8 protein-coding genes are annotated in these 14,922 nt (G+C 63.0%); 6 read left to right on the top strand and 2 right to left on the bottom strand.

All coding sequences use genetic code 11. The features are described 5' to 3' along the window. The first annotated feature begins 6 nt into the window (after positions 1-6). Positions 7-1,380, top strand: coding sequence for a Gfo/Idh/MocA family protein (locus KOR34_RS01360; RefSeq protein ID WP_146561517.1), 1,374 nt, complete (start codon positions 7-9; stop codon positions 1,378-1,380). 388 nt (positions 1,381-1,768) lie between these two features. After that, positions 1,769-2,977 (top strand): mandelate racemase/muconate lactonizing enzyme family protein, encoded by a 1,209-nt coding sequence (locus KOR34_RS01355; protein ID WP_197531040.1) that lies wholly within the window; start codon positions 1,769-1,771, stop codon positions 2,975-2,977. Positions 2,978-3,444: 467 nt separating this feature from the next. Here KOR34_RS01355 and KOR34_RS01350 read toward each other — a convergent pair whose 3' ends face one another. After that, positions 3,445-5,781, bottom strand: coding sequence for a GH92 family glycosyl hydrolase (locus KOR34_RS01350; protein WP_146561513.1), 2,337 nt, complete (start codon positions 5,779-5,781; stop codon positions 3,445-3,447). A gap of 494 nt (positions 5,782-6,275) precedes the next feature. On the opposite strand from KOR34_RS01350, the gene KOR34_RS01345 reads away from it, so the two are divergent. From KOR34_RS01345 to fucP, 4 genes are all read left to right on the top strand, one after another. Continuing rightward, positions 6,276-6,803 (top strand): sigma-70 family RNA polymerase sigma factor, encoded by a 528-nt coding sequence (locus KOR34_RS01345; protein ID WP_197531039.1) that lies wholly within the window; start codon positions 6,276-6,278, stop codon positions 6,801-6,803. Positions 6,804-6,838: 35 nt separating this feature from the next. Then, positions 6,839-8,287, top strand: a complete 1,449-nt coding sequence (locus KOR34_RS01340) for a FecR family protein (protein ID WP_146561509.1) — start codon at positions 6,839-6,841, stop codon at positions 8,285-8,287. A 277-nt stretch (positions 8,288-8,564) separates the two neighbouring features. Beyond that, positions 8,565-10,337 carry an L-fucose isomerase gene (locus KOR34_RS01335; protein ID WP_197531038.1) on the top strand — a complete coding sequence of 591 codons (1,773 nt, stop codon included), beginning with the start codon at positions 8,565-8,567 and terminating at the stop codon, positions 10,335-10,337. A gap of 93 nt (positions 10,338-10,430) precedes the next feature. Continuing rightward, positions 10,431-11,756: an L-fucose:H+ symporter permease gene (gene fucP, locus KOR34_RS01330; RefSeq protein ID WP_146561505.1), complete on the top strand. Its 1,326-nt coding sequence runs from the start codon at positions 10,431-10,433 to the stop codon at positions 11,754-11,756. A gap of 79 nt (positions 11,757-11,835) precedes the next feature. Here fucP and KOR34_RS01325 read toward each other — a convergent pair whose 3' ends face one another. After that, positions 11,836-14,820, bottom strand: a complete 2,985-nt coding sequence (locus tag KOR34_RS01325) for an autotransporter-associated beta strand repeat-containing protein (RefSeq protein WP_228714458.1) — start codon at positions 14,818-14,820, stop codon at positions 11,836-11,838. Positions 14,821-14,922 lie beyond the last annotated feature (102 nt).

Below are 14,922 nucleotides of genomic sequence, written 5' to 3'. Positions count from 1 at the left end.
GAGATCATGAGCGAACCCAAGTCACCCTCTAGCGCCGAGCGGACCCGTCGGGATTTCCTCCAGAGGTCAGCAGCGGCTGTCGCATTCGCCGCCCCGACCATCGTCCCGCCGTCGGTGTTCGGCGCGACGGCGCCAAGCAACCGCATTAACGTGGCGTGCATAGGAACGGGGAACCAAGGGTTTCTTGATCTCAAGTTGTTCATGGCCCAGCCAGACTGCCAGCTGGTCGCGGTCTGCGACGTCAATCGGGGGAGCGGCGGGTACAAGAACGCGGAGGATGTCCGCGGCCGTGAACCGGCCAAGCAGATGGTAGAACAACACTACAGCCGCCGCAGTGAAGGTGGGACCTACAAAGGGTGCGACGCCTACAGCGACTTTCGCGACGTTCTTGCCAGGGACGATGTCGACGCGGTGATCGTCGTCGCGCCCGACCACTGGCATGAAGCGATGACAATTGCCGCGGCCAATGCAGGCAAAGATATTTACTGCGAGAAGCCGCTCGGGCGAACCATCGCGGGCCAGCGGCGCATGATCGCCGCAGCCCGAGAGAACGGCCGGGTCGTGCAAACGGGTTCTCACGAGCGATCCAACCCTTACGTCCGCGCCGCGTGCGAGTTTGTGCGAGACGGCGGGATCGGGAAGGTCGAGCGTGTTGTCTGCAACGTCGGTCGCCACAACAAGGTTGGTCCCGGCCCCGGCTGGCAAGAGGCGCCCGTGCCCGCTGGGTTCGACTACGACATGTGGCTCGGCCCAGCGCCGGATGCGCCGTACCACCCTGATCGATGCCTGTACAACTTCCGCTTCATCGATGACTACGCGGGCGGCCAGACGACCAACTTCGGCGCTCACTCGATCGACATGGCGCAATGGGGACTTGGGACCGACCACACAGGCCCCACCAAAGTAGAGCACGTCTTCGCCGACTATCTGCCCGAGGGGAGTCTATTCGACGCGGCAACCTACCTCAACTTCCGCTGCAAGTATGAGAATGGAGCTGTGCTCGAGTGCGTAACGGGACACCCATCGGTGCGTTGCATGTTCTACGGAACCGACGGCGTTGTATCGATCGACAACCAGGGACAGAACGCGTTGGTAATACCTAGGGACGCCACGCCAGACATGCTCCGAAAACGAGTTAAGTACCACTCGGGCTCAGACCACGTTCGAGACTTTCTGGACAGCGTCAGATCGAGGAGCGAACCGGCCGCACCGATTGAGGTCGGCCACCGCAGCGCGTCGGTCTGCCACCTTGGCAACATCGCTCTCCGGCTTCGCGAGAAGCTGTCCTGGGACCCAGAGGCCGAACGCTTTGAGGGAACGAAGGCCGACGCGGCCAATGAGCTGCTTGACCGGGAGCAGCGAGACTCCTGGACCACCTGACCAGCCGGCCGCGGATGCGAACAGGCGCCCAATCGACTGTCTATGAGAAAGCTCTAACATGCCACACGGAGCGGCTTTCGAGCGCGCGAAACGGCGCAGCTGCGGCGCCCCCGCCCTGACCGATCGACCAGTAAGGCTCGCAACCGACGTCCGCGTCGTTGGCGCAGAGCTGTACTTCTTGCCCGTGCGTACCCGCGTGCCGCTCAAATTTGGGGCAGAAACGCTGACGTCGGTCACCTGCGCGCGGGTTCGATTGACGGTCCGTGACTCCCAGGGGAGGACGGCCTGCGGCTGGGGAGAAACCCCACTGAACGTGGAGTGGGTCTGGCCGTCCGCCAGCCCTTACGAAACCAGACGCCGCATCACGCATGACTTTTGCACCCGCCTAGTGGACTGCTGGTCAGTGTTCCCCGTGACCGGACACCCGCTGCAGATCGGAGAGGCCTTTCAGCGGACCGTCCTGCAGGACGAACTGGATAACGTGAATCAGGGCGTTGCCGATGCCGATCGGCTTCCCCTGCTGGCGGCGCTGCTGTGCTGCTCCGCCTTCGACATCGCCCTGTACGACGCGTTCGGCAACCTGCACGGCATCCCCGCGATGCATTCTCTAACCAAGGAGTTCTGCAGCAGCGACCTCTCCTCGTTCTTGGACTCGGACGATGGGGTCGACTTCCGAGGCCGCTACCCAGCCGACTACCTGCGCCCACGCCGTCTGGAGTCACTCCCCGCTTGGCACCTGGTGGGAGGGGCGGACCCGCTCACCCCCGATGAGGCGGGCGCCCCACCGGCGTACGACGGGCACCCCGTCTTCCTCAGCGACTGGATCAAGCGTGACGGGCTGAAGTGCCTCAAGGTGAAGCTTCGCGGGTCCGATTACGAATGGGACCTCCTTCGCCTGACGCAGGTGGGTGAGGTCGCGCAGTCGCATGGCGTTGAACACCTTACGGCGGACTTCAATTGCACGGTGACGGATCCTAACTACGTCGTTGAGATCATCGATCAGCTCGCCCGCCAGGCGCCTGCCGTTCACGACCGACTGCTGTACATCGAGCAGCCATTCCCCTATGACCTCGAGAAGCACATGATTGACGTGCGCGAGGTGTCGCGGAGGAAGCCGCTGTTGATGGACGAGAGCGCGCACAACTGGGAGCTTGTGCGGGTCGGCCGCGCGCTCGGGTGGACCGGCGTCGCGTTGAAGACGTGCAAGACCTTAACCGGGGCGTTGTTGTCGCTGTGCTGGGCCAAGGCGCATGGCATGGGCCTGATGGTGCAGGACCTGACCAACCCCATGCTGGCTCAGATCCCCCACCTCACGCTCGCCGCGTACACCGAAACCCTAATGGGCGTCGAGACAAACGCGATGCAGTTCTACCCAGACGCCTCAGCGATCGAAGCGTCCGTACACCCCGGCATCTACCGCCGACGCAGCGGGCGGGTGGAGCTGTCGACCCTAGGCGACCACGGGTTCGGCTACCGGATCGACGAGATTGACAGGATTCTTCCCGCGCCCGTTGCTTCACGTATCGCGGCGGATGGCGGGGCGCCGCTGCCTCACTTTCGGTCACGGCATGCCGACGCCGCGCGGTCAGATAGCTGAACAGTGCGTTCGCTAGGCAACCCCAGTCGGAGTCGCCCTCCCCTGCCTCACACCGCGACTCCAATGACCTTTGTCCCCTTTCGCGTTATCGATCCTTAGGGACAAAAGTCGGCCCCCACCCGAAGCCCATGGGCTCGCCTCACGCTTGCATAGCAGTGTCTAGCAGCTTTCCCGCCGTTCACGGCGACGGAGTTTTGTCCACACTTGCCCGCTGACAGGGACAAAAGTGGCAAAACCCAAAAGGCTCCTCCGCGGTGCGATCCGCTACCTGCGGGACGCACCGCGCCGTCCAATCACCCGCCCAGTCTTCTCTCACCCCGTATTTGACCACGGGGGGTGGCAGGTTTCTACAAGAAAACGCGGCATCAACGGACTCGCGCGGTGGCGGCGGAGTCGGACTTGTAGACTCTCCCTGCAGGTCGGCGGCCGCCGCCCTGCAGACGCGAACCACATCCAGAATCTTCCCGTCAGCGGCTTGGTGGGGGCTCGAGGCCCCAAGATCTATTCGGCGAGGCCCCCAAGACAAGTTCAAGCGTTCCACCCGCGGCCACCTCGCTGTGTGACAACCAGCAACGGTTGAGCTCACGGCCGTTCAAAGCAGCCGACTGGATGTAGCAGTTCTCGAGAGATTGATTACGGGCAACAATCCGGAACTCTCCGCCGGGGAAGTAGGCGCCGTGGAGTTGGACTCTCACCTCGTCGAACAACGGGGCGGTGATCTCGTAGACAGAATCGCTCCCTGCACCGCCGTCGACCTGGAAGAGTCCAATCGCCATCAGAACGCCGAGCGCGCCCATCTGCCCCTGGTCCTCGTCACCGTGATAGCCTCCGTAAGGAGTGGTGTCGCCGTGCGCCTTCAACTTCACCTCGCGCACCCACTTCTGCGATAGCCAGGGTTTCCCGGCATAATTGAACAGGTGAGCCATGGCGGTCCCAGGCTGGTTGTCGTAATCGACGAGCTTCTCTGCGTGGCGCCCGTGATCGGCTACAAATCGACTCGAGGCGCTTTGCTCGAATGACTCGTTCAGCCTCGTTGCGTACGCCTCGGCGCCGCCCGCAATCCCGATTAGCCCCTTCATGTCATGGGGAACAAAGTGCGAGTAGATCATCGAGTTGCTCTCACAGAACCCACGGCAGCTCATCCCCTTGCCCGTAGGAGTGAAACCCGGCATCCAGCTTCCGTCCTTCATCCGAGGCCGCACAAGCCTCGCCTCGCCATCCCAGAGACTGCGATAGTTCTGCGAGCGTTTCATAAAGAGGTTGTAGTCCGAGTCCTTCCCCAACGATCTTGCGAGCTGTGCGAGGCACCAGTCCTGATAGGCGTACTCGAGCGTCATCGCCGCCCCGTCGCGGTGCGCGCCGCCGCCGCCCATGTCTTCCGGAACGTAGCCCAGGTCGACGTAGTGCTTGATGCCCCCACCACCCGCGTTCGCCTGGTGCTCGTAGCCCGCTCGATCGCGGATCCCACCGGGGAACGCGTTCTTTCTCAGGCCCTCGTAGGCGGCGTCCACATCGTACCCCCGGATGCCCTTGTTGTGCGCGGCGGCGAAGAACGGCGCCGCGGGATCTCCTATCATCACGTAGGTGTAGTTCCCTCCGGAGGGACCTCGCGGGATCAACCCGCCATCGCGGTACATGTCAACCATCGTGTTGCAGAACCCGTCGGCCACGTCTGGGTAGGCTAGCGTCCACAAGATATTGAGCGACCAGTGGCTGCCCCACAACGCGTCGAACGCGTAGTGGGCGTAGACCGGTTCGCCTTGGGCATTCAGCCTCTTGCGCTGAATGCGAGGGCGTGTCCGCGTCATGTCGCAGTAGCTGCCGTCCGCGTCCGAGACAATACGCCTACCCAACAGCGCGTGCCACAGATCCGTGTAGAGCTTGATCCGGTGCTCAGGATGGCCGCCGGTCACCCGAATCCGGCTGAGCCATTCATTCCACTCTTGGGTAGACTCGCGTCGGACCCGGTCGAAATCCCAGTGCGACGCTTCCGCATCGAGGTTCCTTCTGGCGCCCTCGATACTCGTGTAGGAGATTCCAATCTTCACGATGACTTGGCGGTCCGCCGACGCCGCAAACCGGACGGCGGACCCCGCTTCGGCCCCCTCGACCCCGGCGGCGCCGAGCGTGAGCTCACCTCCGACCCACGACAGGAACTCTTCGAACGGCCTGCTGAACCGCGCAACAAAGAACACTCGGGTGTCCTTCGGGCGTCTTGAGGTTCGCTCCATCAACGACCAACCGGCGATCTCGGTTGGTCCGACACGGGACACACTCGAAGCGACGACCCCGCCGTGCGCGAGGAATGCGCCAGTATCAAACAGAACGTACCCCGCCTCCCCCGCGGGGAACGTGTAGCGATGCCAGCCGGTTCGGCAGGTCGACGTCAGTTCGGCGTCGATCCCGTACCGCTCGAGCGTGAGCTTGTGATAGCCCGGGTGGACGATCTCGCTGTCGTGCGAGTACCGCGACTTGTACTCGTCCATACCGAGGTGACCGCGAAACTCGCCCGTGGTCGGCATCACGGGGATACCGGACATCTGCCAGGCATGGATGTGGCTGAAGCAGCGGACAAACTCGTCATCATAGAGGTAACCCGAATTCCAGCTCCCCTTGGTGGATGTGTCGGGACTCAAATTCACCATGCCGAATGGACGGCATGCCGAAGAGAAGTAGAACCACCGTGACTTGTGGGTGTCGATCTGAGGGTTCACCAGGTGCGTCAGATCATCGGCATTGGCGCCACGACCCCAGCAGCAGCTACCAACGGACAGCAAAGTCAACGCGAGTTGCAGCGATTTCATTCGACTCAGTTTTGACTGGGTGAGTAGGTTGATACTGCCTTGAGTCCGCCGGGCTGGTTCGAGGCAACTGTCCGAAGAAACAGGCCCACATACTGCGCGCGGACACCCGGGCAATTGGCATCTCCGTCGCCCAAGCGACCAGCCGCGGCCAGCCGCAGGCCTGGGGGAGTCCTCCTGCGATTTGAGGGCGTCGGCCGGAGGGCCGCCGACCGAGAAACCGCAATTACCCCCGATACTCGCAACCGCCAAGCACCAGAGGGCCCTTCACGGCCACAAGCCGCTGCTCAGAGGGACTTGCTGTGCAACCTGCTAAAGGTCATACCGGGACCGCCGGGCTATAGATGCATCCGTGAAACCCCTAAAAACTACGAAAAAAGCTGGGGCGTGCAGAAAATCTACACTTTCGTTCGTAATTACAACTGGTCAGTGCGGATACGTTCAGCTCGATGAACCTTCTCTCTACAGCTGGAAAACCCCGATTCTTATTCGAGGCCATGACTCAGCGACTCAACGATGCCCAGTTTGTCGAGAAGCTCACCGCAGTCCAGCTGCGGCTGAGGTCGTACGCCATCTCACTTGTTCGCTCCCCTTCAGACGCCGACGACATACTACAAAACGCAAGTCTCACCCTGTGGAATAAACGCGGCGACTACGATGCGACTCGCGAGTTCTTTCCCTGGGCCTGCGGGATCGTGCTCATCGAGGTCCATCGCCATCGAAGAAAGTACGCGACCGACAAGCTGATGTTCAGCGGCCCGCTGATCGACACACTGGCGGCAGAGTACGTCGAGCAGTCCGACGAGCTGGAGAATCGCGTCAAGACTCTCCAGAAGTGCGTCGCAAAACTGGACGAGAAGGATCGCGTGCTTCTGAAAGAGCGGTACGCGTCCGGCTTTAAACCTAAAGAGATGTCGCGGCGGCGAGGCTGTCCAATCACGACCCTCTACAGCGCGTTGTCGCGTATCCGAGGACTGCTTCAAAGGTGCGTCGAATCGACGCTCGCCCAAGAAGCCCACCGGTAATCTACCTTTATGGGCGATCACGGTATCGCAATCCCATGAGTGATGAACGTCTGAGAAAGCAGATCTCATATTGGCTCGACGGCTCGCTGTCGGAGGATGAGATGCATGCGTTGGAACAACGGCTCTTGGCGAGCGCCGATGACCGGCAGGCCTATCTGATCGCGGCCAGGTTCCATGCAGAATTCTCCAACCAGGCAAAGTCGCAAGAGCTGCTTGATGACATCCACACCGCCGAGCCGGTCCGGCCTCAGCCGCCGTCTCCCCCCCCGATCAGCGCGGCATGGCCGACCAGCTGGGGCGGCGTAGCGTTGGCTACGGCGGCCTGCCTGATGCTCTCCGTGGGATGGTGGTGGACTGGTGCGGGCGGTCGCTTGATGACCAACCGCGATCCAGGAGCGACCCACGGTCTGCCCGAGCTCACCAAAGTTTCCCTCCTCACATCTGTCGACCCGCGCTCCACCGACTGCCGCTGGTATGTTGAAGAACGGAGCCACGAGCGGGCGTCGGCGTTCCAGCCGGGCGACGTTTTCCGAGTGACGGCGGGGGCCCTCTCGCTCCAGTACGCGAACGGCACGAACGTCGTGCTCCACTCACCGGCGGCCTACGAACTGGTGTCCGGCAGCCAGGCTAAGATGCTAGTCGGCCGCCTGACCGCCAGCGTCACCGAAGCGGGCAAAGGCTTCACGGTGGTGACCCCCCAAGCCAACGTGGTCGACCTAGGCACCGAGTTTGGCGTTGAGGTTGGGAACGATGGCGCCACCGACGTAGTCGTTTTCAAAGGCGAGGTCGACCTGGCCTACCGGAGTCAAACGGCCGAAGCACGACGCCTCCGCATGGGTGAGGCGTTGCGATTGGACGCCGGTGGGACGGCTCATCGGATCGTCTCCATCCATGGGAAATCCTACTCGGGAGATTCGTCCGGCAAGCACACACGGCCCCTGCTGATCTCCGAGGTGCGTGACAACATCGAGCGAGACGACTCGATGCTGAACTACTACGAGATCGTGCACGAGGGAATGCGGGAGGACGCTTTGTCGCACGTGGATCGTGTTGCGCACCAGTACAACGGCGTAACCAAAGACGGCATGCCTGGGTACCTCGTTGGCGCCGACTACGTCAAGATGTTCAACAACGATAAGCTCCGCAGCGACATGCACATCGACGTCACGCTCAGCCAGCCAGCGAGGCTCTACGTGTTCTTCGACAATCGGCTCGCTCCGCCAGAGTGGCTGACGAAGGAGTTCCAGGACTCGGGTGACGACATCGGCCTGGACAACGGTCCGTTCCAGAGCAACGGGCCGGCATGGCACAACAAAGGCCCCGTCGGCGTTGGCCCTGGCGAGAGCATCGACGACGAGCTGTCGATCTGGTTCAAGGACGTAGAAGCCCCTGGGAAGGTGCGTCTGGGGCCCATGGGCGTGCCGGCAACGGTGGGCTCGAACATGTACGGCATCGCAGCGAGTCCCCTCGACGCGGTCCGGTAGCTGAATCCGAGCGTTTCCCAACAGTCGCGCTCTTGCTGCGTCGATCGCGGGCGGACCCCATTTGCTTGCAGTTAACTCAGCCGCGAGCCCTCGTAAGCCATCCCAGCACGGCCACACGTTTCTCCAGCACAGCCCGCAGAGCCGCGATGGGTGGCGCTCGCCGTCCGTGTGTGAAGAGGCGCTCTCACACTTGCTTGCGGCCCCGCGGTCGCTCGCTTTCTACCCTTCCCTTCGCCGGCCCGGCAAGTACTGAGCTCAGTTGAATCCAAGGAATCCCGTGAGTACCCGCACAAACCCGCGTATCGGCATCCGCCCCACCATCGACGGCAGACTAGGCGGTGTGCGGGAGTCCCTCGAGGAGCAGACGCTCTCCCAAGCCCGCGCAGTCGCCGACCTCATCTCCAGCAGCCTACGCCTGCCGGACGGCTCGGCGGCCGAGTGCATCGTCCACGACACCTGCATAGGCGGAGTAGCCGAAGCGGCCGCAGCGGAAGAGCACTTCCTCCGGCAGGGCGTTGACGTCTCAATCACAGTCACGCCGTGTTGGTGCTACGGATCTGAAACGATGGACATGAACCCGACCCGCCCGAAAGCGGTGTGGGGGTTCAACGGCGCCGAACGCCCCGGCGCCGTCTACCTCGCCGCGGTGCTGGCCGGGCACGCTCAGAAGGGCCTTCCGGCGTTCGGCATCTACGGCCGTGACGTTCAGGACGCAACCGACAGCACGATCCCGGCCGACGTGTCAGGCAAGATCCTCCGCTTCGCGCGGGCCGGTCTGGCCGCGGCTCAGATGCGTGGGAAGTCGTACCTGTCGATCGGAGGCACGTCTATGGGGATCGCCGGCTCTGTCGTCGATTCAGCGTTCTTTGAGAAGGGCCTCGGCATGCGAGTCGAAGCAGTCGACATGACCGAGATTGTGCGGCGCCAACGCGATGGGATATTCGACGGCGGGGAATGTGAGAAGGCAATTCGATGGGTGCGGGAGCACTGCCGAGAGGGATTTGATGCCAACCCCGAAGCCAAGCGACGTACGCGCAACCAGCTGGATAGCGAGTGGGAAGCGAGCGTCCAGATGGCCATCATCGCCCGTGACCTGATGATTGGAAATCCACTCCTCGCGGCCGCAGGCTACGGCGAAGAGGCACACGGCCACAACGCGATCGCGGCAGGCTTCCAGGGGCAGCGACAATGGACGGACGCGTACCCCAACGGCGACTTTATGGAGGCCATGCTCAACACGTCGTTCGACTGGAATGGGCGTCGCCGCCCCTTCATCATGGCCACGGAGAACGACGCGCTGAACGCCGTGACGATGCTGTTCGGTCACCTGCTCACCAACACCGCGCAGGTGTTCGCCGACCTGCGAACATACTGGAGCCCTGAGGCAGTCGAGCGGACAACAGGGCACAGGTTGCAGGGCGACGGGGCTGGCGGCTTGCTGCACCTGATCAATTCAGGGCCAGCGGCTCTTGACGGCGCCGGCATGCAAGAGGTCGATGGGAGTCCGGCCATCAAGCCGTGGTGGGAAGTAACCGACGAGGAGGTCGAGGCGTGCCTTTCCGCAACCACCTGGCACCCGTCCATCACCGAGTACTTTCCCGGTGGAGGGTGGTCAACCCGCTACTGCACCCGCGGAGGGATGCCGTCGACCATCGCCAGGATCAACCTGGTGGATGGGCTCGGACCGGTGCTGCAACTCGCGGAAGGCGTGACCGTCGACCTGCCTGAAGATACCCACGATTCGCTGGACCAACGCACCAATCCTACCTGGCCAACGACCTGGTTCGCACCACGCGTCACCGGTTCCGGCGCTTTCAGAGACGCCTACAGCGTCATGAACAACTGGGGAGCGAACCACTGCGTGCTCTGCTACGGACACATTGGCGCCGACCTAATCACGCTCGCGTCGATGCTCCGTATCCCTGTCTACATGCACAATGTTGACCCGAAACTTGTCTTCCGACCCAGCGTCTGGGCCGCTCACGGCACGTCCGATCTGGAGGGTGCCGACTTCCGCGCGTGTGCGAACTACGGCCCACTCTACGGCTAGTCAGCTACCCTGACCGAACTGCTTCCCAACCGGCGGATTGCCAACAATCATTCAACGCGCTCCCGCGTTCCACGAGCGAGATCAATCACAACCATGTCCGACCAGGCAGATAGTACACATCCCAATTCGACGGTAATCCCGCCGCACTACTTTCTCCCGTTTGTGCTGGTGACGACGCTGTTCGCCTTGTGGGGTTTCGCGAACGACATCACCAACCCGATGGTGGCGGCGTTCAAGAACATCCTGCTGATCAGCAACTACGAGAGCTCGCTGGTGCAGTCGGCGTTCTATGGCGGCTACTGCGTGATGGCGATCCCGGCGGCATTGTTCATCCGCCGCATGGGCTACAAGGCGGGCGTGCTGATGGGGCTCGCGTTGTACGCCACCGGGTGCCTGCTGTTTGTCCCCGCGGGGCAGGCGATGGCGTTCTCCGCGTTCCTGACCGCGTACTTCATCATGACCTCCGGCCTGGCGTTCCTCGAAACCACGGCCAACCCCTATATCTTGGCGATGGGGCCCGAGCACAACGCCCCCCGCCGGCTCAACTTCGCGCAGGCGTTCAACCCGGTGGGGTCGATCATCGGCATGATCACCGCCCGTAACCTAATCCTCGCGCGGCTCGACCCGGCCGACGAGGAGGCCCGCCGCGCGCTGGCCGAGTCTGAGCCCGCCGCCTTCGAGGCGATCCAGCGTTCGGACCTGGCAGTGATCGTCGGCCCGTACGTGACGCTCGGCCTGGTGGTGCTGGGCGTGCTGGTGGTGTTCGCGCTGGCGAAGCTGCCCCAGGGCGAGACCTACGAGAAGGGCGACTCGCGGCTGCTGCCGACCCTGGGCCGCCTGTTCAGCAATCCCCGCTACCTGGGCGGCGTCGTCGCGCAGGCGTTCTACGTTGGGGCCCAGATCATGTGCTGGACGTTCATCATCCAGTACGGCGTCAACGAGCTGGGGATGAAGGCCGAGGTGGCGCAGACCTACAACATCGCGGCGATGATCATCTTCGTCACGAGCCGGTTCATCTGCACCTACCTGCTGAAGTTCGTCAACCCGGGCACGCTGCTGGGCGTGCTGGCGGTGGGCGGCGGGATGCTGGTCTCCGGCGCCATCCTGCTGCCGGGCCAGGCGGGGCTGCTCTGCCTGGTTGGCGTGTCGGCCTGCATGTCGCTGATGTTCCCCACCATCTACGGCATCGCGCTGCGGGGCCTGGGCGACGACGCCAAGCTCGCCTCGGCCGGACTCATCTGCGCCATCGGCGGCGGCTGCGTCATGCCGCCCCTGCAGGGGAAGATCATGGACGGCTCCGCCGTCAATCTCGGCTCCCTCACCCTCTCCGCCACCCGCGCTTCGTTCGTGCTGCCGCTGATCTGCTTCGTGGTCGTGGCCGTCTACGGCTTCGCCACCTCCAAGCGGCAGGCAGCGTGAGCAGGCAACGCCGTAAGCGCGGTGAGTTACCAGCGGCTCATCGCGGCCCGGATGGCGTCCGCGTTGTGAATGCAGCCGCCTAACGGCGACATCGTGCTGCGGCTGGGTGTCGGAGCTGACGGCGCCTGTGGGCTAGAAACCAGCACACCACGGCAAGGACACCAGAGAACGTTGGCTCCGGGACGTAGGCCGGATGGGCAGCGTCGAGAGCCATCGCACCAAAGTTGCTACGCCACAGCTCATAGTCAGCGGCGTCCACGCCACCGGAATTGCTGCCGTTCCCACTAAGTGAGTCTTCATCGAGGGCGCCAAGGTTGTCCCGCCAGACAGAGTAGTCGGCGGCGTCTACTACGCCGTCGGCATTAAAGTCGCCTGCCAGGCCAGCAAACAGGAAACCGTTTAGCGTGACCACGCCCAGTTCACTGCTGTAGCTAACTATGAAGGAGCCTTCGCCGTCCGTTGTGTTGAGTCGACTGCCGTCAGCAACGTTGTCGAATGCACCAGACAGCGAAGCAGCTGAGACCACGGTGAAGACATCGTCGAATGCGGGTGTGAAGCCGTCGCCGATCAAGGTAACCGCAAGCTGACCGCCGAGCAGAATCTCGTCGGCTGCGAGTAGGTCGTAGTCTGTGCCCGCGGTGGCGCCGCTCACCTCAATGGCGAGAACGGCGCCGCGATGGAACTCGACATCCCGGGTTCTTAGTTCCCCGGCGCTGGAGCCGGGCGCCAGCGTTCCACCTGCCTGTACCACAACATCCGATCCGATTTCACCGACGCCGCCGAGTACGCCTCCGCTCAGCACCGCGTAGTGGGCTCCGCCCGTGTGCGTTCCGTCTACCCGCAGCAGCCCGTTGCTGATGGTGGTGCTGCCGGTGTAGGTGTTGACGCCCGCCAGCACCTGCTCTCCCGCGCCGGATTTTACCAGGCTAAGTCCGCCCTGGATCTCGCCGATGAAGTATCCTTGCCCCGAAGACGTTTCGACTGTCAGCGTGCCAGCATTATCCGCGGTTGGGTTGGTGGCCTCGATCACGCCGGAGCCGAACAGCTGCCCCACCCGAGCGGAGAGTTGGTTGGCGTCCGACCGTGCGTTGACGTCCATACGGCCGTATAGAAGCACAGCGCTGCCTGTATTGATCGCATCGGCTCCGATCGAGTCGATCGACGCGCCAGCGGCTACCGTCAGACCATTCCTCACCACGCCCGATCGAGCGGTGACCTGTCCCTCGGCGATGGTCAGGTTCCCGGCAAGCGTGCTGGGCCGCTCGATGCTGAGCTTGCCGGGACCACGTTTGGTGAGATTTCCCGTGCCCTGGATAGTGCCGACCAGCAGCTGGTTGCCCGCCACGCCTACGCCGATCGACGCATTTCCGTCTAGGACGATAACGCTTTCGTCGACTCGACTGGAGCTTCCGAAGCGGGTGCCGCTGTCGGCGCGTCCGTCAGAGTACAACGCTCCCTGGCCATCAACCCCGTCACCGCTGATGGTCAGCTTCTCGTTCAGGATCTTGACGCCCGGCTGCAGCTCCAGCGTGCCACCAAGTTGCACTACCGACGCGTTGCTGTCGAGCGTGCCTTCGGCCGCGGCGCCGTTGTTGCCCAGCCCAGCGGCGTGCGACACCAGCGTGCGTTTGCCGGCGGGTACCAGCGAGACGCCATCATAGTAGTTCTCCTTTCCGTTGGTGATCACCATCCCCACGGAACTGCCGGTGTTGTTGACCGCGTTTTCCCCCAGCACCAGGATCTGGTGGGTATTGTTGTGGAACGTCGAGTTCGTGTAGGGAGTTGGATCGCCGCTTTCTGGACCGTCGGTTGTGTAGTCGAAGTTCCGCCAGTTCTGGTAGTAGCTCTGGCCAAGGCGGATGACCGACTGCTCCGGAAGCGCGCCCGCCGGCAAGCTGCTGGTGATCGAGACATCGGCGACGCCGTTAACAAAGGCGGGCGACCAGTCCACGCCGACCGGATCGCCCCCCACCAGCTCAAGCTCGATCGAGTTGTTCCCCCCGCTGCCGTAGAAGACAAGCAGCGGCCCATTGGCGATGTCTCCTCCGCTGTTGGTGATGGTAGTGTTGTCGCCGACGTCAAACCCGGACTGGGTTCCATACGCGTAGGAGTTGCTGATGTTAACGGCGCCTCCGTCGTGGACAGTGGCAAACCCTGTACGCATGTTCGTCACCACTACGTTGTCGACGGTCAAGCCCGATGCGCCGCCGTACACTCGCACCCCGCCCTCAGCGCCGGAGATCATGATGTCGTCCGGGATCGGCTCTCCCCACCAGGTGTGGCCATGCTGCTGGTAGAGCGGATGTTCGACAACGCCCTGTGATGAGAACAACTCGCCGGTGACCGTGCTATTGGTAAGGGTTGTGTTGGTCGAGTTCTGCACGAAGAACCCGTGCCCGAACGCGTACGCCTCGAGGTGCATGTCGTTGATGACCGCATTGGTCGCTTCCCCCACCCGGAACGCCGACGCCTTGCGGTGAAGGATGTACGGGCTGACGCCCTGGGAGGCGCCTTTACCGAACGCGTCCCCGAGACCATAGGCGTCGGTGCGAGAGCCTCGCGAGACCACATGCGCGCCGTCAACCGTGTTGTTGGCGCCGGACAGCTCAACGTACTGCGTCGCCCAGTCGGCAAAGCGTTGGGCGTCCGGGTCGGTGTCCAGGGCGATATCCTGCCCGATCAGTGTCAGGCCCCGCACCGTATTCCCCGAGCCGGTGATCCGGACGACGTCGACGCCGCTGTCGTGCCCAAGGCTCCGCCCAAAGCCGTCGAGCTTACGGGTGTCTAGGTTGATCGTAGCGCCGGACAGGTCATACGTATTGCCCGAGCCGCCCAGCTCCATGAAAATCGGCATGGAGCTGGTAGGGTTGGCAATGTGATCGCCATTGATCCAGTAGTGGCCCGGCGTCACGACGCCGGTTTCTGGGTGGGGGTCGCCATCGGCGCCGCTAAGCACAACAGTCGTGTTGTCGACCGAAGTTCCGTAGGACCGAAGCTCCGCAAGACTGTTTGCAACTAGCTGCGCCGACGCCTGGGAGCAGGACGCAACGAGGGTGATCAGCAAGCACAGGCGTAGCAATGGGCAGCCAACTATCGAGTACGCCGCCGCCACGTCTGAGCGTGATACGGTGATTCTTCTGCGGGACTGGGTCATCGCCTCGCGTAG

Origin of the sequence: Posidoniimonas corsicana (assembly GCF_007859765.1) — a bacterium.
GTDB classification, from domain to species: domain Bacteria; phylum Planctomycetota; class Planctomycetia; order Pirellulales; family Lacipirellulaceae; genus Posidoniimonas; species Posidoniimonas corsicana.
This window is presented reverse-complemented; position numbering and strand designations above follow the sequence as displayed.

What these genes read in the sequence shown, in the direction of transcription:
- KOR34_RS01360 (WP_146561517.1), top strand. Translation starts at nt 7, where the DNA reads ATGAGCGAACCCAAGTCACCCTCTAGCGCCGAGCGGACCCGTCGGGAT.
- KOR34_RS01350 (WP_146561513.1), bottom strand. Translation starts at nt 5,781, where the DNA reads ATGAAATCGCTGCAACTCGCGTTGACTTTGCTGTCCGTTGGTAGCTGC.
- KOR34_RS01345 (WP_197531039.1), top strand. Translation starts at nt 6,276, where the DNA reads ATGACTCAGCGACTCAACGATGCCCAGTTTGTCGAGAAGCTCACCGCA.
- KOR34_RS01340 (WP_146561509.1), top strand. Translation starts at nt 6,839, where the DNA reads ATGAGTGATGAACGTCTGAGAAAGCAGATCTCATATTGGCTCGACGGC.
- fucP (WP_146561505.1), top strand. Translation starts at nt 10,431, where the DNA reads ATGTCCGACCAGGCAGATAGTACACATCCCAATTCGACGGTAATCCCG.